The sequence below is a fragment of the Stutzerimonas stutzeri genome (assembly GCF_000952685.1).
Classification (GTDB): domain Bacteria; phylum Pseudomonadota; class Gammaproteobacteria; order Pseudomonadales; family Pseudomonadaceae; genus Stutzerimonas; species Stutzerimonas stutzeri_E.
This window is the reverse complement of sequence record NZ_JYHV01000016.1, coordinates 26,463-45,569: the sequence shown is the minus strand read 5'-3', so window position 1 is coordinate 45,569 and position 19,107 is coordinate 26,463. Positions and strand designations below refer to the sequence as shown.

At 59.4% G+C, this 19,107-nt stretch carries 16 protein-coding genes, 3 tRNA genes and 1 pseudogene; 7 read left to right on the top strand and 13 right to left on the bottom strand.

Features of this window, described 5'->3' with window-relative positions; all coding sequences use genetic code 11:
• The first annotated feature begins 93 nt into the window (after window positions 1–93).
• A complete protein-coding gene (locus UF78_RS10390) occupies window positions 94–444 on the top strand; it encodes a hypothetical protein (protein ID WP_045162132.1) in 351 nt (116 codons plus the stop codon).
• Between the two features lie 354 nt (window positions 445–798).
• On the opposite strand, the gene UF78_RS10385 is transcribed toward UF78_RS10390, so the two are convergent.
• The 5 genes and pseudogenes from UF78_RS10385 to UF78_RS10365 all read right to left on the bottom strand — a co-directional run bounded on the left by UF78_RS10385 (window position 799) and on the right by UF78_RS10365 (window position 3,031).
• Complete coding sequence (locus tag UF78_RS10385) at window positions 799–1,302, bottom strand: ProQ/FinO family protein (RefSeq protein ID WP_045162130.1); 504 nt, start codon at window positions 1,300–1,302, stop codon at window positions 799–801.
• Between the two features lie 229 nt (window positions 1,303–1,531).
• Window positions 1,532–2,360, bottom strand: a pseudogene (locus tag UF78_RS10380) (PLP-dependent aminotransferase family protein); the annotation flags it as partial.
• A gap of 355 nt (window positions 2,361–2,715) precedes the next feature.
• Window positions 2,716–2,800: transfer RNA gene (locus UF78_RS10375), tRNA-Leu, on the bottom strand.
• Window positions 2,801–2,847: 47 nt separating this feature from the next.
• Window positions 2,848–2,923 (bottom strand) — tRNA-His (locus UF78_RS10370).
• A 31-nt stretch (window positions 2,924–2,954) separates the two neighbouring features.
• Window positions 2,955–3,031: transfer RNA gene (locus UF78_RS10365), tRNA-Arg, on the bottom strand.
• A gap of 271 nt (window positions 3,032–3,302) precedes the next feature.
• Between UF78_RS10365 and folD the strand changes: the two genes are divergently transcribed.
• Window positions 3,303–4,157 (top strand): bifunctional methylenetetrahydrofolate dehydrogenase/methenyltetrahydrofolate cyclohydrolase FolD, encoded by an 855-nt coding sequence (folD, locus tag UF78_RS10360; RefSeq protein ID WP_045162129.1) that lies wholly within the window; start codon window positions 3,303–3,305, stop codon window positions 4,155–4,157.
• A gap of 105 nt (window positions 4,158–4,262) precedes the next feature.
• On the opposite strand, the gene UF78_RS10355 is transcribed toward folD, so the two are convergent.
• The 6 genes from UF78_RS10355 to UF78_RS10330 are packed head-to-tail and all read right to left on the bottom strand — an operon-like array spanning window position 4,263 to window position 10,195.
• Window positions 4,263–6,002: an ABC transporter substrate-binding protein gene (locus UF78_RS10355; protein ID WP_045162127.1), complete on the bottom strand. Its 1,740-nt coding sequence runs from the start codon at window positions 6,000–6,002 to the stop codon at window positions 4,263–4,265.
• Between the two features lie 42 nt (window positions 6,003–6,044).
• Complete coding sequence (locus UF78_RS10350; protein WP_045162126.1) at window positions 6,045–6,317, bottom strand: DUF2160 domain-containing protein; 273 nt, start codon at window positions 6,315–6,317, stop codon at window positions 6,045–6,047.
• A 13-nt stretch (window positions 6,318–6,330) separates the two neighbouring features.
• Window positions 6,331–7,131: a carbohydrate ABC transporter permease gene (locus UF78_RS10345; RefSeq protein WP_045162125.1), complete on the bottom strand. Its 801-nt coding sequence runs from the start codon at window positions 7,129–7,131 to the stop codon at window positions 6,331–6,333.
• A 13-nt stretch (window positions 7,132–7,144) separates the two neighbouring features.
• Window positions 7,145–8,008, bottom strand: coding sequence for a carbohydrate ABC transporter permease (locus UF78_RS10340; protein ID WP_045162124.1), 864 nt, complete (start codon window positions 8,006–8,008; stop codon window positions 7,145–7,147).
• Window positions 8,005–9,102 carry an ABC transporter ATP-binding protein gene (locus tag UF78_RS10335; RefSeq protein ID WP_045162123.1) on the bottom strand — a complete coding sequence of 366 codons (1,098 nt, stop codon included), beginning with the start codon at window positions 9,100–9,102 and terminating at the stop codon, window positions 8,005–8,007. Before UF78_RS10335 ends, UF78_RS10340 begins: the two co-directional genes overlap by 4 nt.
• 10 nt (window positions 9,103–9,112) lie before the next feature.
• The gene (locus UF78_RS10330) at window positions 9,113–10,195 is read right to left on the bottom strand and encodes an ABC transporter ATP-binding protein (protein WP_045162122.1); all 1,083 of its coding nucleotides are present in this window, start codon (window positions 10,193–10,195) and stop codon (window positions 9,113–9,115) included.
• Between the two features lie 220 nt (window positions 10,196–10,415).
• Between UF78_RS10330 and UF78_RS10325 the strand changes: the two genes are divergently transcribed.
• The 5 genes from UF78_RS10325 (at window position 10,416) to UF78_RS10305 (ending at window position 15,959) form a co-directional block, all read left to right on the top strand.
• Window positions 10,416–12,257: a sigma-54-dependent Fis family transcriptional regulator gene (locus UF78_RS10325; RefSeq protein WP_045162120.1), complete on the top strand. Its 1,842-nt coding sequence runs from the start codon at window positions 10,416–10,418 to the stop codon at window positions 12,255–12,257.
• A gap of 95 nt (window positions 12,258–12,352) precedes the next feature.
• A complete protein-coding gene (locus tag UF78_RS10320; RefSeq protein WP_045162119.1) occupies window positions 12,353–12,997 on the top strand; it encodes a TetR/AcrR family transcriptional regulator in 645 nt (214 codons plus the stop codon).
• Window position 12,998: 1 nt separating this feature from the next.
• The gene (locus UF78_RS10315; RefSeq protein WP_045162118.1) at window positions 12,999–13,955 is read left to right on the top strand and encodes an HlyD family secretion protein; all 957 of its coding nucleotides are present in this window, start codon (window positions 12,999–13,001) and stop codon (window positions 13,953–13,955) included.
• A complete protein-coding gene (locus UF78_RS10310; protein ID WP_230623613.1) occupies window positions 13,942–14,883 on the top strand; it encodes an ABC transporter ATP-binding protein in 942 nt (313 codons plus the stop codon). The genes UF78_RS10315 and UF78_RS10310 overlap by 14 nt, the downstream gene beginning before the upstream one ends.
• Window positions 14,880–15,959 (top strand): ABC transporter permease, encoded by a 1,080-nt coding sequence (locus tag UF78_RS10305; protein WP_045162117.1) that lies wholly within the window; start codon window positions 14,880–14,882, stop codon window positions 15,957–15,959. The genes UF78_RS10310 and UF78_RS10305 overlap by 4 nt, the downstream gene beginning before the upstream one ends.
• A gap of 87 nt (window positions 15,960–16,046) precedes the next feature.
• On the opposite strand, the gene cysS is transcribed toward UF78_RS10305, so the two are convergent.
• Window positions 16,047–17,432 (bottom strand): cysteine--tRNA ligase, encoded by a 1,386-nt coding sequence (gene cysS / locus UF78_RS10300; protein WP_045162116.1) that lies wholly within the window; start codon window positions 17,430–17,432, stop codon window positions 16,047–16,049.
• Entirely contained in the window at window positions 17,432–19,102 is a 1,671-nt protein-coding gene (locus UF78_RS10295; protein ID WP_045162115.1) for a glutamine--tRNA ligase/YqeY domain fusion protein, read from the bottom strand. The genes cysS and UF78_RS10295 overlap by 1 nt, the downstream gene beginning before the upstream one ends.
• Window positions 19,103–19,107: the final 5 nt, after the last annotated feature.

Genomic DNA, 19,107 nt, shown 5'->3' with positions numbered 1-19,107 from the left:
TACAACAAGCTAATATGTCGTCCCGGCTCCAGACCAGCGAGCCCTGGAGCGGTTATCAATGTCACCACCGCTCTGCGACTAACGAGACACAGGATGTTTTACGTACATGAAACCACAGACGAAGGCCAGGCCGACTATCTGAACTCAGCACTTCGACGTTACGGAGTCGATTCATTCGTAGCGCCAATAGGGCCTAATGCGGAAGGTCGGAACGTCTACGGTATTGCCTGCCCGCTTGCCTCTGAAGCTGAACAAGCGAGGTATCTGCTCTACAGCAACCGAGCGTTCATCGGCGATCTGCATCCTGATGCCGCGTCCGAGATCAGTGAGAAGCGTGCGAGGAAAAACGCGGCATTCGTTAGGCTGATGACATCCAACCGTATTCTGAAGGCCTCCGGACTGATGCTGTTGATCGTGCTCGGTGGCTATCTGCTAGGTCTTTAAGCGTGTCCACTTAGAAATATTATCTGCTCAGAGCGACGGTCATCAATACCGAGTGACACGCGCTAGAAGCACCTGAGCTGAGCCCTCGCCAACCTGGGCTCACGAGCGCACTCGTATAGATGACCCAAGCAGCTAAGCGCTACGGAACTGGAATGAACTGGACAGCGCGATAAGCGAGTTAAGAAGCGCAGCGTGACCGAAGGGGAAGCTGACGCCAGGGCTTAACCGAAGCTAGCCCCCTTATGGGTAGTAACGAGCTAGCCGGGCTTCAGTTCCCTCGAGTCGCCTCATCATTCCTCTTACCTGCTGCCAGTGCTGGGCTGATCGGGCGTCTCGGTGCCGGACGCAATTGATTTAATCCGCAGTCTTTTGCGCAATAGTATCGGCTGCAGGGAGAGGTTCTTTCACCTTTGACTGAGTGCGTCGCGCTTGTCCGCGTTGCCGCTTAGCCTGCTGCTTCGCGTGTAGCGCTTGAGCGGCTGTCACCGAGCCAACCGCCTGGCCGTTCAAGTCGAGACGCGGAGCATTCTCAATCATGCTTGCCCAATATCGGCTCCCCCTGCACCAGGTCGCGATGCCCAACTTGAGTTGTTCGCTGGATATTCCGAGCAGCTCCAAGTGTTGCTCGGCATCTTTGAGAATGCCCTCTTTGAGCGGGACCTTGGGGGCCGGGTTGACCGGGAAGGCCAACGGAAAATGCTTCTGCAACCGCCATATTGCTTCCACCGCAGGATCTTGCTCACGAGGCTTCGTTTGCAAGGCCGGCTCCCTCTTGCGCTGCTTCGTACTTTCAGTCTTCACCTGCTGCTTTTCAGCCCGCAGGCGGTCCCGTAGCTCAGCTAGTTGCTCAAAACCCATCGTTCAGCTCGCCGCTTCATGGTTGTCGTGACGCAAGATTATCCCATGCAGCCATTCGAAGCAGCCTCGTCAGGCGGCAACACGATCAAGCAGTTGTTTACGGCACGCCGGCCGGCCGGTAACCGGCCGCCGCAAGCGGCGGCGTTATGTGACCTTCTGCACCACTGTCATGTCTGGCACAGCAATACCACCGAGGGGTCCGCCTGCCTGGCGTGCAGGATCAGACACTCTCCTGCAGACGCACCAGATGCCTCAGAAAGGGCCTTCTCCCAGAATCACCTCAATGGTGCGCTCGCTGCATTCAGCGCCGCAGTTGTGCAGAAGCATTTTGAGATCTGCCAGTTCCTCGATGCGCTGCTTGCTGCCGGCGATGAAGCCGACGCGCAGCGCCGCCGAGATCGATTTGGAAAAGCTGCCCAATACAGGGGGCGGTTCAACTGATCCAGGGCCGATAGCTTGACTGCAGAGCTGGATTTGAAGTCGGCCATGGCATCGTTTTCGACAATCAGCAGGTCATGCACCTCCGCCATTTACAGCAGCCGATGGGCCTTGGCGGGTGACAGGTCCGAGCCGGTGGGGTTGTGGCCAACCGACTGTATGGAGAACAACTTGGGCTTGTGCCGCTTGAGGATGCGCGTCAGCGCGTCGAGGTCCGGCCCATCGGCATGGCGCGGTACGCCTAGCATGCGCGCGCCTTGCAGCTGCAGCTTGCCGAACAGGGGGTAGTATCCCGGATCCTCGACCAGCACCACGTCACGTGGCGCAACGTAACGACGGATGATCAGGTCCATGGCGTGGTTGGCACCCAGGGTCGTCACGACCTGCCCGGGTGAAACGACTATGGCGTAATCCGCCAGCTTCTGTATCAGCCGGTGGCGAAGCGCCGGATTGCCCAGACGGGTGCCGTAGCGAAACAGGGTGGTGCCCCCTCGAACGACCTGGCGGTGAAACTTGTCCAGGCGCATGTCCATCAGCCACTCCACGGGCGGGAAGCCTTCGCCCAGATGCGAATGACCCGGCTCGCGGACGAACTGTTGGCGCATCATCCAGATGGTGTCCGGTAAGGCAAAAAGTAATTTTATTGCAAGCGGCTGATTTTAAAGGAATTCATAAAACGAACACCTCACCACTACTTGAGGTAATTCACGTACCTATTTTATTACTCTTATTATTATCTTTAACTAATGGTGGCAAGGTATTGAATTCGTTACGCTTTTAACCGTTTAAAAATCGACCTTACCAAAATTACCCGTTTTTTTGGGGTCAGGCGAAATCGCGGCACCAGCCATGGAAGTGGGTTTTTTGACCTGACGCGCTCACTTTCATGGGAACGCACTGGGAACACTCACGCGTGCTTTTGCCATATCCCAGATACGCGAAAGCCCCGAAATTCGGGGCTTTCAACGTTCTACATGGTGCGGACGGAGAGACTCGAACTCTCACACCTTGCGGCGCCAGAACCTAAATCTGGTGTGTCTACCAATTTCACCACGTCCGCAAATCTGCTAAACGAAAACGCCAGGCAGTGCCTGGCGTTTCGGAATATGGGGTGGACGATGGGGTTCGAACCCACGACCGCAGGAGCCACAATCCTGTGCTCTACCAACTGAGCTACGCCCACCATATTGCCTTGCTTTTGCCAGAGCCCGAAATGGCGCACCCGGCAGGACTCGAACCTGCGACCATCCGCTTAGAAGGCGGATGCTCTATCCAGCTGAGCTACGGGCGCTCTTATCTGCAACCTATCAGAGCGCAGACTTCAAGCTTCAGCCAATGAAGGCCTCGACCTTCAAAAGCCGTCTTACCCAGCAGCAAGCTGTGCTCGACAAGCGGGGCGAATCTTAATGGCCTGCCGGCATGCCGTCAACAGCCAAACCGAAAAAAATTCAGCCTGGTAAAGGAGTTACGGGATTCCGCCGTCGCATTGCCTTTGCCGGACGGTGTCACCGTGCGAGAATGCGCCTCCTTTTTCAATCCTTCTCGATGGTTAATCAAGCGTCATGACCGCAAAACTGATCGACGGTAAAAAGATCGCTGCCAACATCCGCCAACAGATTGCAGGCAGGGTTGCCGAGCGATCTCGGCAGGGCCTCAGGATACCGGGACTGGCAGTGATTCTCGTGGGCACGGACCCGGCGTCTCAGGTCTATGTGGCACACAAGCGCAAGGACTGCGAGGAAGTCGGATTCAAGTCTATCGCCCATGATCTACCGGCAACGACCAGCCAGAAGGACCTGTTGGCACTTATCGATCAGCTCAATGAGGATCCGCTCATCGATGGCATTCTCGTACAGCTACCACTGCCCAAGCATCTGGACGCCTCGCAGTTGCTTGAACGCATCCGTCCGGACAAAGACGTCGATGGCTTCCATCCGTACAACATTGGCCGACTCGCTCAGCGGATGCCGCTACTGCGTCCGTGCACGCCGAAAGGCATCATGGCGCTGCTTGAAAGCACCGGCATAGATTTGCACGGGCTCAACGCCGTGGTTGTGGGCGCGTCCAACATCGTAGGGCGGCCCATGGCGCTGGAATTGCTGCTGGCAGGCTGCACGACGACCGTCACCCATCGTTTTACCCATGATCTGGCCGATCACGTCAAGCGCGCCGATCTGATCGTGGTCGCGACGGGTATTACAGGCCTGGTAAAAGGCGACTGGATCAAGGAAGGCGCAGTCGTCATTGATGTCGGGATCAACCGCCAAGCCGACGGCAAACTGGTCGGGGACGTCGAGTTCGAGGTGGCGGTACAACGCGCCAGCTGGATCACCCCGGTGCCTGGCGGTGTGGGTCCGATGACCCGCGCCTGTCTGCTGGAAAATACGCTGCACGCCGCAGAACATTTGCATAGCTGACCTGAACGAAGCCTGATCGTCGGGCGCTGCCCTGAGCCAGCGTGATGAAAAAACGGCACCCTGAGGTGCCGTTTTTTTTTGCGCTTTTAACGAACGTGTCGGCGCTTAGCGCTCCTGTTCCCAAGACTTGATCAGCTCGTCATAACTGATGGTCTGGCCCTGAGGCTTCTCATTTTCCAGCTTGGGTTTCGGTGAACCAGGCTGCTTCAGCCAGTACTCCGGGTCACGCGGCTCGTTAAGCTTTGGACCGCACTTGGGCTGGACGTTGGCCCGCTCCAGTCGCGCCATCATGGTGTCTTGCGCTTCGGCAAGACCATCCAGCGCCTCTTGAGGGGACTTGTCGCCGCTGGCCGCTTCGGCGATGTACTGCCACCAGAGCTGCGCCAGACGTGGATAATCCGGCACATTGGTTCCGGTTGGCGTCCACTGCACCCGCGCAGGGCTGCGATAGAACTCGACCAGGCCTCCCAGCTTCGGTGCCGCTTCGGTCATGGCATCGGAATTGATGTCGGATTCACGGATCGGCGTCAGGCCGACCAGAGTCTTCTTCAGCGACACGGTTTTCGACACGGTGAACTGCGCGTAGAGCCATGCAGCCAGACGGCGCTTCTCGGGCGTCGAGTCGAGGAAGGTCCAGGAGCCAGCATCCTGATAGCCGAGCTTCATGCCCTCTTCCCAATATGGCCCTTTGGGAGATGGCGCCATCCGCCACTTAGGCGTGCCGTCTTCGTTGACGACCGGTAGACCCGGCTTGGTCATGTCGGCTGTGAAGGCGGTGTACCAGAATATCTGCTGCGCGATATTGCCTTGCGCCGGTACCGGCCCGGACTCGGAGAACGTCATGCCCTGGGCTTCACGCGGGGCGTATTCACGCATCCAGTCGACGTATTTTTGCGTCGCGTAGACAGCCGCTGGCCCATTGGTTGCGCCGCCACGAGCCACGCTCGAGCCGACTGGATGGCAATCCTCGACGCGGATGCCCCATTCGTCCACCGGCAAGCCGTTTGGCAGCCCCTTGTCACCAGCTCCCGCCATGGAGAACCAGGCATCGGTGAAGCGCCAGCCCAGCGAAGGATCTTTCTTGCCGTAGTCCATGTGGCCATAGACGCGCTGACCGTCGATTTCCTTGACGTGCTTGCTGAAAAACTCGGCGATATCTTCATAGGCGGACCAGTTCACCGGCACGCCTAATTCATAGCCATAACGCTCTTTGAACTGCTTTTTCAGCTCGGGACGCTCGAACCAGTCCGCGCGAAACCAGTAGAGGTTGGCAAATTGCTGGTCAGGTAGCTGGTAGAGCTTGCCGTCTGGGCCGGTGGTAAAGGAAATCCCGATGAAATCATCGAGGTCGAGCGTCGGCAAGGTAACGTCCTTGCCCTCGTTCTTGATCATGTCGCTGATGGCGACCGCCTTGCCGTAACGAAAGTGAGTGCCGATCAGGTCGGAGTCATTGATATAGCCATCGTAAATGTTCTTGCCGGATTGCATCTGCGTCTGCAGTTTTTCGACGACGTCGCCCTCCTGCATCAAGTCGTGGCGCAGACGGATGCCAGTAATCTCGCTGAACGCCCGTGCGAGGGTTTTGGATTCATATTCATGGGTCGTGATGGTTTCCGAAGCGACGTTGATTTCCATCCCACGGAAGGGCTCAGCGGCCTTGATGAACCAGCGCAACTCTTCCATCTGCTGTTCCGGCGAGAGGGTCGAAGGATTGAATTCCGACTCGACCCATTTCTTAGCCGCATCTTCATAGGCATCAGCCCATGCCGTTCCTGCAATGCCGGACAACGTCAGCAAGGCCGCGATCGCCATGCCATGTCGGGTGTTGTTTTTATTCTCGAACATAAACACCTCCTTTGGGTTTTTCGGAGGGATGGGCCGCGAGGCTCAACCCCAGCGCATCACTGCAAACAACCAGACGAGAGATAGCGCGGACGCTATCCAGATGCTCCAGTCGGTCAGCCCTATCAGCAGAAGGTGCCAATAGGCGCTGCCCAGAAGTCCAATGAACAATCGATCGCCGCGCGTGGTGACGATAGGCAGGAAACCCTTGCGTGGCACACAAGGCCGCCTCAGCTCCCAAGCGCTCATCAGCGCCAGCATCACGCCAATTACCGCGAAGAAGGCTGCAGTAGGGGTGGTCCAAGCCATCCAATTCATGGTGATCTCCTTCCTATACCCGTCCGAGGGCGAAGCCCTTGGCCACGTGATTGCGGACGAACCAGATCACCAGCATGCCCGGCAGGATGGTCAGCACGCCGGCGGCTGCCAGCACACCCCAGTCAATTCCTGAAGCGGAAACGGTCCGCGTCATCACCGAAACAATGGGCTTGGCGTCGACCGAGGTCAGCGTGCGAGCCAGCAGCAGCTCGACCCAGGAAAACATGAAGCAGAAGAAGGCCGTCACGCCAATACCCGAGCCAATCAGCGGGATGAAAATCTTCGCGAAGAACTTGGGAAAGCTGTAACCATCGATATAGGCGGTTTCATCGATCTCCTTGGGCACACCAGACATGAAGCCTTCGAGAATCCAGACCGCCAGGGGTACGTTGAACAGGCAGTGCGCCAGCGCCACCGCGATATGCGTGTCGAACAACCCGATCGACGAATAGAGTTGAAAAAACGGCAGCAGAAAAACCGCCGGAGGCGCCATGCGGTTGGTCAAGAGCCAGAAGAACAGGTGCTTGTCGCCGAGAAAGCGGAAGCGGGAAAAAGCATAGGCAGCCGGCAACGCCACGGTCAGCGAAATGATTGTGTTCAGGCAAACGTAATACAGCGAATTGATGTAGCCGCTGTACCAGCTGCGATCGGTGAAGATCACCCGGTAGTTGTCCAGCGTGAAGCCCCGAGGCCAGAGCGTAAGGCCGCCGAGAATCTCGGTGTTGCTCTTGAATGACATATTGACCAGCCAGTAGATCGGCACCATCAGAAAGACGATGTAGAGGATCAATACCGCTCGCTTGCGCAGGTTCATAAGCAGGCCCTTGTCATTTCTGGTCGCCATGGGTCATGGCTGTATAGAACAGCCAGGACACCAGCAGGATGATCAGGAAATAGATCAGCGAGAACGCCGCCGCCGGGCCTAGATCGAACTGGCCCACCGCCATCTTGGTCAGCGTCTGACTGAGGAAGGTGGTGGCGTTGCCCGGCCCGCCGCCGGTAAGCACGAACGGCTCGGTGTAGATCATGAAACTGTCCATGAAGCGCAGCATCACGGCGATCAGCAGCACGCTTTTGAGCTTCGGCAACTGTATGTAGCGGAACACCGCCCAGGACGACGCCCTGTCGATGCGCGCGGCCTGGTAATAGGCGTCGGGGATGGCCCGCAACCCCGAGTAACAGAGCAACGCAACCAGTGACGTCCAGTGCCAGACATCCATGACCAGTACCGTCACCCACGCGTCCCGTGTATTGGAGGCATAGTTGTAGTCGATACCCAGCTCACGCAGGCCGTACCCCAGCAGCCCGATATCGGCACGCCCGAAGATCTGCCAAATGGTGCCGACTACGTTCCATGGAATGAGCAGCGGAATCGCCATCACGATCAGACAGAGCGACGCCCAGCGGCCACGTGTCGGCATGGTCAAAGCAACCGCGATACCCAGCGGGATCTCGATCAGCAGCACGCAGCCGGAAAAGATGAACTGCCGCAGCAGCGAGTCGTGCAGTCGAGGATCATGAAGGATCTGGCGGTACCAGTCCGCCCCCACGAAGAACCGCGTCGAGGAATCGAAGATGTCCTGAACCGAGTAGTTCACCACGGTCATCATCGGCAGAATCGCACTGAAGGCGACCAGCAGAAATACTGGCAGCACCAGCCACCAGGCACGGTTGTTCTGGACCTTGGTCATGGCGCCTCCTCCACCAGCCGATCATCGGCGTAGAGCATCAGCCACTGGGCAGGGAAGCCTACCCAGGCCTCGCCTCTCGGGACGGGTTGATCCTCTGGCAGTCGCGCCTTGAGCAAATGTTCTTGCAGGCGAAGCGTGACGATCTTGTAGGTGCCCAGGTCTTCCACTCGCACCACGTCGGCCTGCATCCCGCCTACTGCGGCCTCGTCGGAAACCTGAACGAACTCCGGACGAATGCCGATCTGCAAGCGACACCCAGCTACATCGGGCAATCTCCCGAGCAAGGTATCGGAAAGCGGTAGATGCAGATCGCCGAACCCGACACCGCCCTTTTCGGCCCGCACGTCGATCAGGTTCATTCCCGGGCTGCCGACGAAGAAGCCGACAAAGGTGTGCTGTGGACGCTCGAACAGTTCCCGTGGCGTACCGAACTGAACGATCTGCCCACCATGCATCACCGCGATCTTGTCGGCGAAGGTCGATGCCTCCAGCTGATCATGGGTGACGTAGATCATGGTGATATTGAACTGCTCGTGAATCTGCTTGAGCTTGCGCCGCAACTTCCATTTCAGATGAGGATCGATGACGGTGAGCGGCTCGTCGAAGAGAATTGCCGACACATCGTCCCGTACCAAGCCACGCCCCATGGACACTTTCTGTTTCTCATCCGCGGTCAGGTTGCGGGCTTTTCGCTTGAGTAGCGGATGGAGATCGAGCACCTCGGCGATTTCGTGCACCTTGCTGGCAACCCGCGCTTCCGGAACGCCCTGATTGCGCAACGGGAAGGCCAGATTATCGAAGACGGTCATGGTGTCGTAGACGACCGGGAACTGGAAAACCTGAGCGATGTTGCGTTGCTCTGGCGACATTCTGTTGACTTCTCGCGCGTCGAACAGCACCTGCCCCTCAGATGGGCTGAGCAAACCGGAAATGATGTTGAGCAGGGTCGACTTGCCGCAGCCGGAAGGGCCCAGCAGCGCATAGGCGCCACCCTGCTCCCACACGTGGTCCATCTCGCGAATGGCATAGTCCGCCGCACCACTCGGCTGCGGATTGTAACTATGGGCAAGGTTCTGCAAGCGAATCTCCGCCATGGCGCTCTCCTCAGACGCGTCGGGCCGGTGCCTGGGCCAACTGCCCACCAGCATCGAACACAAACAGCTTGTGGGTCGGGATGTACACCCGGATCGGCGAATCAACGGCGTAGTCGTGCACACCCTGCAGATGTAGCACCAGGCTGAAATGTTCGTTGCGTACGTGCAGGAAGGTTTCCGAACCGCTGATTTCCGCCAGCTCGACCATGCCGGACACCTCGAGGTCGTCGTCATTGGACGGCACCAGCCCGATATGGCTGGGGCGGATGCCGAACCGGTATTCCCCTTCGTTAAGTGCACGCAGGTCGGCATTAAGGGGAAAGTGCATACATTCCTGGAAGCTCACCTCGTTGGCGGCGATCCGTCCCGGCAACAGGTTGATTGGTGGCTCGGAGAACAGCTCGGCACTGAGCATCTGACTCGGCCGGTGGTAAACCTCGGACGTCGGTCCGCTCTGAATCACGCGACCCTCATGCAGGACAGTGGCCGTTCCACCGAGCGCCAGCGCCTCGTTGGGCTCGGTGGTGGCATAGACAGCAATGCTGCGCCGCGTCTTGAATAGCTCGCGCATCTCCTGGCGGAGTTCTTCACGCAGCTTGTAGTCGAGATTGACCAGCGGCTCGTCGAACAGGATCAAATCTGCGTCCTTGACCAATGCCCGGGCCATCGCAGTGCGTTGCTGCTGCCCGCCCGAGAGTTCTAGCGGGTGCCGCTGAAGAAAGCCTTCGATGTGCAGCATCTCAGCGGTTTCGCGGACCTTGAGCTCGATTTCCGCCTTGCTCATGCCAGCCTGTCGCAACGGTGAGGCAATATTCTCGAAGACGCTCAACGTCGGATAGTTGATGAACTGTTGGTACACCATCGACACATTGCGCTTGCGCACCGGTACGCCGGTTACATCGGCGCCGTTCATCAGGATCCGTCCCTGGTTCGGCTTGTCGAGCCCCGCCATGAGTCGCATCAGCGACGTCTTGCCCGACAGCGTTCGTCCGATCAGAACGTTGAATGAGCCTGGCTCGAAATTCAGGCTGGCGTCGTCGATATGCAGCTGCCCATCGACGGATTTGGTGACGTGTTCCAGCGTGAGGGACATGTCGCATCCTTCTATTGTTATGGAAGGATGAAGAGCGATATCCGTGCCAGCGCCGGAAAAGGCTCTAGTTCGTTGTTTTCCGCAGAAAACGTTGTTCTCAAGTGTTCAAAATGAACAATTGTGAACATTGACAGTGAACAGAAATGAACAAGACTGTTCAAAGCCGATAGCCGCGTCAGCGGTCGATAACAACAATAAATTGCACATTCAGAGAGGCAACATGGCCGACCCAGCCCAGTCCATCTCGCATCAGGCTCTCGTGGAAGATTCGTGGAACCGCTGCGAGCGCTACGGGTTGAACCCGCTCAGCATTCCCAGCTTCGGCCAACCCGCAAAGCAGGACATCGATGCGCTGCTGGAACGCCAGCGCAGCCTGGTGCAAACCACCCAGCGCGAAGTGCTCCCCTACTACGAAAACATTCTTTCGAATTCGAGCTGCCTGATTCTCTTGGCGGACAGTGGCGGGCAGCTGCTCGAATCCTGGGGCGATCGACGCTTTGTAGAACCCGCACAGCAGCGCGGATTCAAGCCTGGCGCGAGCTGGATGGAGCGCGACACCGGAACCAATGCGATCGGCACTGCGCTGGCCAGCGGGCAGGCCGTACACATTCAGCGCGACGAGCACTTCCTCAAGGCCAATCGCTATCTTTCCGGCGCGGCTTCCCCCATCTTCGATGCGCAGCGCCAGCTGATCGCCGTACTCGACGTCTCCAGCGACAGCTATCTTCCCCCTTCGCACACGCTCGGCATGGTCAAGATGATGAGCCAGTCGGTGGAGAATCGGCTGATCCTCAATCTGTTCCATGACGACTATTTCCAGCTGACCTTCAACACCGGACAGGACAATCTCGACAGCCAGTGGGCCGGGCTACTGCTATTCGACGAGTCCGGTCTGGTCGTCTCGGCCAACCGGCGTGCCGACAATCTGCTCGGGGTGACACTGGCGCGGACCCGCATCGACACGCTGTTTGATGTCCCCTTATTACAACTGCTCAATCAACCCGAAGACCAGCCCTTGCTGTTACGAGCAATGGGCCGCCATCGCTTTCACGGCATCGTGCGACGTCCGCAGAAACCTCGCATGCAGCCGCGCGACTTCCGCACGATAGCTCGACCGGAACAACCCATCGACCTGGCTGGCATCGACCAGGGCGACCCGCAAGTCAACAAGGTGATTCGCCAGGCCAGACTCATGCTGGAAAAGAATGTTCCGATTCTGGTGCACGGTGAAACGGGTGTCGGTAAGGAAGTCCTGGTCAAGGCGCTGCATGCAGCCAGCTCGCGGGCCAAGGCACCATTGATCGCCGTAAACTGCGCTGCCATACCCGGCGAACTGATCGAATCCGAACTGTTCGGCTACGAGAAAGGTGCGTTCACCGGTGCCCATCAGAAAGGCAGCCTCGGCTTGATCCGCAAGGCAGATCGAGGCGTGCTGTTCCTAGACGAAATCGGTGATATGCCGCTGAATCTCCAGGCGCGCCTGCTACGCGTATTGCAGGACCGCAGCGTCCAGCCGCTCGGTGGCGGAGAGCCCTTCCCCGTCGACTTTCGCCTGATTTGCGCAACGAACCGCTCGCTACGCCAAGAGGTCGAGAACGGTCGCTTTCGCCAGGACCTGTTCTACCGCGTCAGCGGACTCAGCGTGGAACTGCCGCCTTTACGAGAGCGCCGCGACAAGCAGGCGCTGTTCCAGCGAATCTGGGAACAGTATCGAGAACCGCAGCAGTGGGCCGGGTTGAGCGCCGAAGTGCTGCGCTTATTCAACAGCCATCCCTGGCCGGGAAATATCCGCCAGCTGAGCAGTGTTATCCAGGTTGCGTTGGTCCTGGCCGACGATCAGCCGATCCGCCCCGAGCACTTACCCGACGACTTCTTCGACGATCTGGAACGCGCTCCGACCCAACCGACGCCACGCTCTGTGGAAGCCACTCCCTCCCCCAGCGACGATCTGGCCAGCCATTACCACGCTTGTCGCGGAAACATTTCGCATTTGGCCCGCAACCTCGGGATGAGTCGCAACACTCTTTACAAGCGTCTACGTGAACAAGGGCTGAAAGCATAAAGCCTGAACGCTGCCTCTAGCGAGATGCACAACGCTTGTTCAATCGAGCGAATGATGCTTTCATCGACACTAATTAATTACCTGATTAATTAAATATGCCAAAAGCTCATAAAACTCGCCGCACTGCTGGTCGTCCGGCCTCGCACCAACAGGTACAGCGCGATCAATTACTCGATCTTGCTACCCAGACGTTCGCCCACACTGGCATCAAGGCCAGTAGCCTGCGCATGATCGCCGAGTCTGCCGGGGTGACTCCCGCGTTGCTCAACTACTATTTTGGCAATAAGCAGCAACTCGTCGACGCCATGGTCGAGGAACGCTTTTTGCCGCTGGTCCAGGAAATCGCCGAAGAGCTGCGATCCACGGACGACGACCCGCAGCGCCTGGTTCGCACCTTCGTCCGTAGCATGAGCGAAATGGTGCGACACAACCCATGGATACCACCGTTGTGGGTGCGCGAGATCCTTTGCGAGGGCGGCCTGCTGCGCGCACAACTGACCACCCGGATCGCGCCTATGGTGCCGTTGCTGCTGGCTCAGCGATTTGCCTCCGCCCAGGCGCGTGGAGCGCTCAATCCGACGCTGGACCCACGCCTGCTGGTGGTTTCCCTGATTGGCGTAACCATGCTGCCCTATGCCGCCGAGTCCATCTGGCGGGGCATATTTGCCAATCCGGAGGTTGGCCACGAAGCCCTCGTCAACCATACCCTAGCCCTAATGGAACGCGGCATGGAGGTCTGACATGAGCCGTGTACTACTTGTCGCCCTGTTACTCCTCGGGCTTATCGGCTGTGAAGCTAAAAACGACAAACTCCTCGGCACCTTGGAATGGGATTCGATCAGCCTGCCCGCCGAGGCCTCGGAAATCATGCTTAGCGTGAACGTCAACGAAGGCGATCATGTGGCAGCCGGCCAGCTACTGCTGGAGCTGGATGCGCGCCGCCACGATGCCCGCATCGCCCAGGCCAGGGGACAGGTCGATCAGGCCGCCGCCCAGTTCGCTGAAATGAGCAATGGCGCCCGTAGCGAGACCATCGAAGCGGCCCGCGCACGGCTGGCGAGGAGCCGTGCGGAACAGACCGATACCGAGCGTAGCTTCCAGCGCATCGCTGCACTCTATCAACGCAAGCAGGTCGCCATCGCCGAGCTGGATCGCTCGCGCGCCGCCCGGGATCAAGCCAGGGCCTCCGTGCGCAGCGCCGAGGCGCAACTGAGCGAGTTGACCAACGGCACACGGCCGGAACGCCTGGACCAAGCCACTGCCGCGCTAGACGCCGCGCGCGCGAATCTGAACCAGCTGCAGATCGGCCGTGAGCATCTCAGCCTGCGAGCGCCCCGTGCCGGTCTGGTGGATGCCTTGCCCTTCAAGACAGGCGACCAACCGCCTGCTGGGGCCGAACTGGTCCGTCTACTGGTGGGCGATGCGCCCTATGCGAGGGTATTCATACCTGCGAGTCAGCGGGCGCAGATCCACATTGGAGACGGCATGCAGGTCTGGGTTGAAGGCGTCGACCAGCCGTTCGCCGCACATGTGCGTAGCATTCGCAGCGAGGCGAGCTTCACGCCCTACTACGCACTCACGGGCGATGACGCCAGTCGCTTGTCCTACCGCGCCGAACTGGTGCTCGAAGGTGCTGAGGCGCAGCGGCTACCGGCCGGGCTGCCTCTACGGGCAGAACGGTTGAATGATGAACATTGACGATCTGGTGATACGCGCCCGAGGCCTGAGTAAGTGCTTCGGTACGCTGACCGCCGTCGACCATCTTGAGCTTAACGTGCGCCGCACCGAAGTGTTTGGTTTCCTCGGACCCAACGGCTGTGGCAAGTCCACCACCATTCGCATGCTCTGCGGCCTGCTGCAGCCCAGCGAGGGAGAAGTCGAAGTGCTCGGCTACCAGATTCCTCGAGACGCAGAAGCACTGAAGCGCCGCATCGGCTATATGACGCAAAAGTTTTCCCTTTATGACGACCTTACCGTCATGGAAAACCTGGAGTTCCTCGCCGCCGTCCATGGCCTGAGCCGTCGGGACGCCCACCAGCGTACCGAGGAGTTGCTGGAGCGCTACTGGCTGACCGACCAGCGCTCGCAAATGGCCGGCACCATGAGTGGTGGGCAGAAGCAGCGTCTGGCACTGGCCGGCGCCGTGCTGCACAAACCCGACTTGCTGCTGCTCGACGAACCCACCAGCGCCGTGGATCCGCAATCGCGCCGAGAGTTCTGGGGATCACTGTTCGAACTGGCCGATGCCGGCACCACACTGCTGGTTTCTACGCACTACATGGATGAAGCCGAGCGCTGTACCCGCCTGGGCATTCTCGACGCGGGCCGGCTGGTTGCCGACGGCAGTCCGCGAGAGCTGATGGACGCGCTACCCAGCCACCCGCTGTTGATCGAATGCCGCCAGCCACGGCAAGCCCAGCGAGCGCTCGAAGGGCACCCAAAAGTGCTCGCAATGGCGCAGATCGGCGCTGTGCTCCGCGTCCTCTGTGCTGGCAGCGATACGCGCGAGGCCATCGCAGCCACGCTACAGCGTGCTGGCATACCCGCCGAGCTGCGGGACGGTGAAGCCAATCTCGAAGATGTCTTTGTCAGCGTCACCCACAAGCCCGTGGAGGCCACGCCATGAACCTGCGCAGGCTGGGCGCCATCGTGCTTAAGGAGCTGCGTCAACTGCGCCGCGACAGACTGACCTTCGCAATGATCGCCGGCATTCCTCTCTTGCAGCTGGTGCTGTTCGGTTACGCCATCAATATGGACGTGCGCGGCATCCAAGCGGCGGTGCTTGACCAGGCCAATACCGCCAGCTCCCGCGAAGCCATCGCCGAACTGGCCTCCAGCCAGGTGATCGACCTGCGCTACCACTTGGACAACCCGCAACAGATCAACCAATTGCTGCGCGAAGGCCGGATCAGCGCTGCTCTGGTGGTCCCAGTGGATTTCAATGCACGCCTGCAGCGCAAGGACCGCCCTCCGCTGCAACTGGTGGTCGACGGCTCCGACCAGAGCGTGCAAGCCTCGGCCCGCCAACTGGCAGCCTACCCGCTGCCTGGCTGGAGCAACCGCCAAGCCGTGGAGGTGGTCAACTTCTACAACCCGGAACGCCTGGCACCTCTGAACACCGTACCGGGACTGCTGGGCGTGATCCTGACCATGACCATGGTGCTATTCACCGCGGTCGCTCTGGTACGCGAGCGCGAGCGCGGAAATCTCGAATTGCTAATCGCCACGCCAGTCTCGCCGTGGGAATTGACCGTCGGTAAGGTCCTGCCCTTCGTGGGCATCGGCCTGATCCAAGTCAGCGTCATCCTACTGGTCGGTCACTGGCTGTTCGCCGTGCCGGTACGCGGCTCGCTGCTGGAGCTCTATGGCGCCTCGCTACTGTTCATCGTCGCCAGCTTGTCGCTTGGCGTGTTTCTTTCCACCCTGGCCAGTACGCAGTTCCAGGCCATGCAGATGGCGTTCTTCACATTCCTGCCGCAGATTCTGCTGTCGGGATTCATGTTTCCCTTCGCCGGCATGCCGAAAGCCGCCCAGTGGATCGCCGAGCTCTTGCCTCTGACTCATTACCTGCGCATCACCCGCGGCATCATGCTGCGCGAGGCCGGCATGGGCGAGCTATGGAACGAAGCCCTGTGGTTGCTGGTATTCTGCGCCATTCTGCTGGGCCTTTCGGTATCCCGCATTCAGAAGCGCCTAGATTGAACGCTGCGCAGCAACGAGCCCGCCAGAAGGCGTCGTTGCCCCAAATGAAAAAGGCCGCACACGCGGCCTTTGTCCTTTTGACAGCAATCAGTCAGCCAGCCGCCATGTCGTCCCACCTTTGCCGTCTTCCAGGACGACCCTCATGGCGGTGAGCTGATCGCGGATGCGGTCGGACTCGGCCCAGTTTTTCTCGGCACGAGCTTGCAGGCGAGCGGCGATCAACGCCTCCACCTCAGCTGCGTCAACCTTACCTGCGGCACCGGCCTGCAGAAAGTCGTCCGGCTCCAGCTGCAACACACCTAGCGGCCCGGCCAGCTCCTTCAGACGCGCCGCCAGACCGGCAGCGGCTTGCGGATCGGACGGGCGCAGGCGGTTGACCTCGCGGGCCAGCTCAAAGAGCACAGCACAGGCCTCCGGGGTATTGAAGTCGTCATCCATCGCCGCCGAGAAACGCTCAACGAAAGCCTCACCGCCTGCAGGCGCCGCGTCAGGCATGCCCCTCAAGGAATGGTAGAAGCGCTCGAGCGCGCCTTTGGCTTCTTTCAGGCTGTCTTCGGAATAGTTGATCGGGCTGCGGTAGTGGCTTGACACCAGCAGGTAGCGCACCACTTCCGGCTGGTATTTCTCCAGCACTTCGCGAATGGTGAAGAAATTGCCCAGCGACTTGGACATCTTCTCGCCATCGACACGCACCGCTCCAGCGTGCATCCAGGCGTTGGCGTACTGCTTGCCGGTTGCCGCTTCGCTCTGCGCAATCTCGTTCTCGTGATGGGGGAACACCAGATCGGGACCGCCGCCGTGGATATCGAAGGTCTCCCCCAAGCAGCAGGTAGACATCACCGAGCATTCGATATGCCAGCCCGGACGCCCCGCTCCCCACGGCGAATCCCAGCTCGGCTCACCCGGTTTGGCCGCTTTCCAGAGCACGAAGTCCAGCGGATCTTCTTTGGCCTCGTCGACTTCGATGCGCGCACCGATCTTGAGATCTTCGATCTTTCGGCGTGACAGCTTGCCGTAGCCGACGAACTTGCCGACTCGGTAATAGACATCGCCATTACCCGGCGCGTAGGCGAAGCCCTTGTCGATCAAGGTCTGGATCATGCTGTGCATGCCGGCGATGTGCTCGGTGGCACGCGGCTCGAGATCCGGCCGCAGGACGCTGAGCCGTGCCTCGTCCTCATGCATGGCGGCGATCATGCGTCCGGTCAACGCCTCGAAGGCCTCGCCATTTTCCTGAGCACGCCGGATGATCTTATCGTCGATATCGGTGATGTTGCGCACGTAGGTCAATTCATAACCACGCTGGCGCAACCAGCGCGAGACCACGTCGAACGCCACCATGACGCGCGCGTGACCGATGTGGCAGAAGTCATAGACCGTCATGCCGCATACGTACATGTGTACCTGGTTGTCGACCAGCGGCTTGAGGGGCTCCTTGGCCTTGGTCAGGGTGTTGTAGATGGACAACGCCATTACTGGCCTCCCCAGGAGTCACGCAGCGTCACGGTCCGATTGAACACCATGGCGCCCGGGTGACTGTCCTTGCGATCGACGCAGAAATAGCCCTCGCGTTCGAACTGGAAACGGTCTTCGGCTTGGGCCGAGGCCAGCGAGGGCTCGGCACGGCAGCCCTTGAGCACCACCAGCGACTCGGGGTTGATGTTGTCGAGGAAGCTGCCGCCCTCCTCGTCTTTCTCAGGATTGGCCGAGCGGAACAAACGGTCGTACAGACGCACTTCGCACTCGAGGCTCTCGGCGGCCGGAACCCAGTGAATGACGCCCTTGACCTTGCGGCCTTCCGGGTTCTTGCCCAACGTGTTTTCGTCGTAGGAACAACGCAGCTCGACGACGTGGCCGTGCTCGTCTTTAACCGCTTCATCGGCACGGATAACGTAGCCGCCTCGCAAACGCACTTCGCCGCCCGGAATCAAGCGCTTGAAGCCGGCCGGCGGGACTTCTTCGAAATCGCTGGCGTCGATGTAGATCTCGCGGGAGAACGGCAATTGGCGTACGCCCATGTCCTGCTTGGGATGGCGAGGCAGCTCCAGATTCTCGACCTGACCTTCGGGGTAGTTGGTGATGACGACCTTCAGTGGCTTGAGCACGCACATGGCGCGTGGTGCGTTGGCGTCCAGATCCTCGCGGATTGCGAATTCGAGCATGCCGATGTCGACCACACCACCGGCACGGTTCACGCCGATCATGTCGCAGAAGGAACGAATCGACGCCGGGGTATAACCGCGTCGGCGATAGCCGGTGAGCGTCGACATGCGCGGATCGTCCCAACCGTTCACGTGCTTCTCATCTACCAATTGCTTGAGCTTGCGCTTGCTGGTGATGGTGTAGTTCAGGTTGAGCCGGGCGAATTCGTACTGCCGCGGGCGCGCAGGAACCGGGAGGTTTTCGAGGAACCAGTCATAGAGCGGCCGGTGATCTTCGAACTCCAGGGTGCAGATCGAATGAGTGATGCCCTCGATGGCGTCCGACTGGCCATGGGTGAAGTCATAGCTGGGGTAGATGCACCAGTCATTGCCGGTCTGGTGATGATGCGCATGACGAATACGATAGAGAATCGGGTCGCGCAGGTTCATGTTCGGCGAGGCCATATCGATCTTCGCGCGCAGCGCCTTGGCGCCCTCCGGAAATTCACCGGCCTTCATCCGAGCGAACAAATCCAGGTTTTCTTCCACCGAGCGATCGCGAAACGGGCTGTTTTTGCCCGGTTCGGTCAGGCTGCCTCGATACTCCCGAGCCTGCTCGGGGGTCAAATCGCAGACGTAGGCTTTGCCCGCCTTGATCAGATCGATGGCCCATTCATGGAGCTGGGAGAAATAATTGGAGGCATAGCGCTCTTCACCCGCCCACTGGAAACCGAGCCATTGGACGTCGCTCTTGATCGCATCGATGTACTCCTGATCTTCCTTCGCTGGATTGGTGTCGTCGAAGCGAAGGTTGCACTCGCCGCCGAACTCCTTGGCCAGGCCGAAATTCAGGCAGATCGACTTGGCGTGGCCGATATGGAGATAACCGTTGGGCTCGGGCGGAAAGCGCGTGACGATCTTGGCATGCTTGCCCGATTCCAGGTCGGCCTGAATGATCGGGCGGAGAAAGTTGGTGGCTGCGGTAGTCTCAGGCTTGCTCATGGTGT

Bases quoted from the DNA above. Each gene is read 5' to 3' on its own strand.
- UF78_RS10390 (WP_045162132.1), top strand. From the start codon at position 94: ATGTTTTACGTACATGAAACCACAGACGAAGGCCAGGCCGACTATCTG.
- UF78_RS10385 (WP_045162130.1), bottom strand. From the start codon at position 1,302: ATGGGTTTTGAGCAACTAGCTGAGCTACGGGACCGCCTGCGGGCTGAA.
- folD (WP_045162129.1), top strand. From the start codon at position 3,303: ATGACCGCAAAACTGATCGACGGTAAAAAGATCGCTGCCAACATCCGC.
- UF78_RS10355 (WP_045162127.1), bottom strand. From the start codon at position 6,002: ATGTTCGAGAATAAAAACAACACCCGACATGGCATGGCGATCGCGGCC.
- UF78_RS10350 (WP_045162126.1), bottom strand. From the start codon at position 6,317: ATGAATTGGATGGCTTGGACCACCCCTACTGCAGCCTTCTTCGCGGTA.
- UF78_RS10345 (WP_045162125.1), bottom strand. From the start codon at position 7,131: ATGAACCTGCGCAAGCGAGCGGTATTGATCCTCTACATCGTCTTTCTG.
- UF78_RS10340 (WP_045162124.1), bottom strand. From the start codon at position 8,008: ATGACCAAGGTCCAGAACAACCGTGCCTGGTGGCTGGTGCTGCCAGTA.
- UF78_RS10335 (WP_045162123.1), bottom strand. From the start codon at position 9,102: ATGGCGGAGATTCGCTTGCAGAACCTTGCCCATAGTTACAATCCGCAG.
- UF78_RS10330 (WP_045162122.1), bottom strand. From the start codon at position 10,195: ATGTCCCTCACGCTGGAACACGTCACCAAATCCGTCGATGGGCAGCTG.
- UF78_RS10325 (WP_045162120.1), top strand. From the start codon at position 10,416: ATGGCCGACCCAGCCCAGTCCATCTCGCATCAGGCTCTCGTGGAAGAT.
- UF78_RS10320 (WP_045162119.1), top strand. From the start codon at position 12,353: ATGCCAAAAGCTCATAAAACTCGCCGCACTGCTGGTCGTCCGGCCTCG.
- UF78_RS10315 (WP_045162118.1), top strand. From the start codon at position 12,999: ATGAGCCGTGTACTACTTGTCGCCCTGTTACTCCTCGGGCTTATCGGC.
- UF78_RS10310 (WP_230623613.1), top strand. From the start codon at position 13,942: ATGATGAACATTGACGATCTGGTGATACGCGCCCGAGGCCTGAGTAAG.
- UF78_RS10305 (WP_045162117.1), top strand. From the start codon at position 14,880: ATGAACCTGCGCAGGCTGGGCGCCATCGTGCTTAAGGAGCTGCGTCAA.
- cysS (WP_045162116.1), bottom strand. From the start codon at position 17,432: ATGGCGTTGTCCATCTACAACACCCTGACCAAGGCCAAGGAGCCCCTC.
- UF78_RS10295 (WP_045162115.1), bottom strand. From the start codon at position 19,102: ATGAGCAAGCCTGAGACTACCGCAGCCACCAACTTTCTCCGCCCGATC.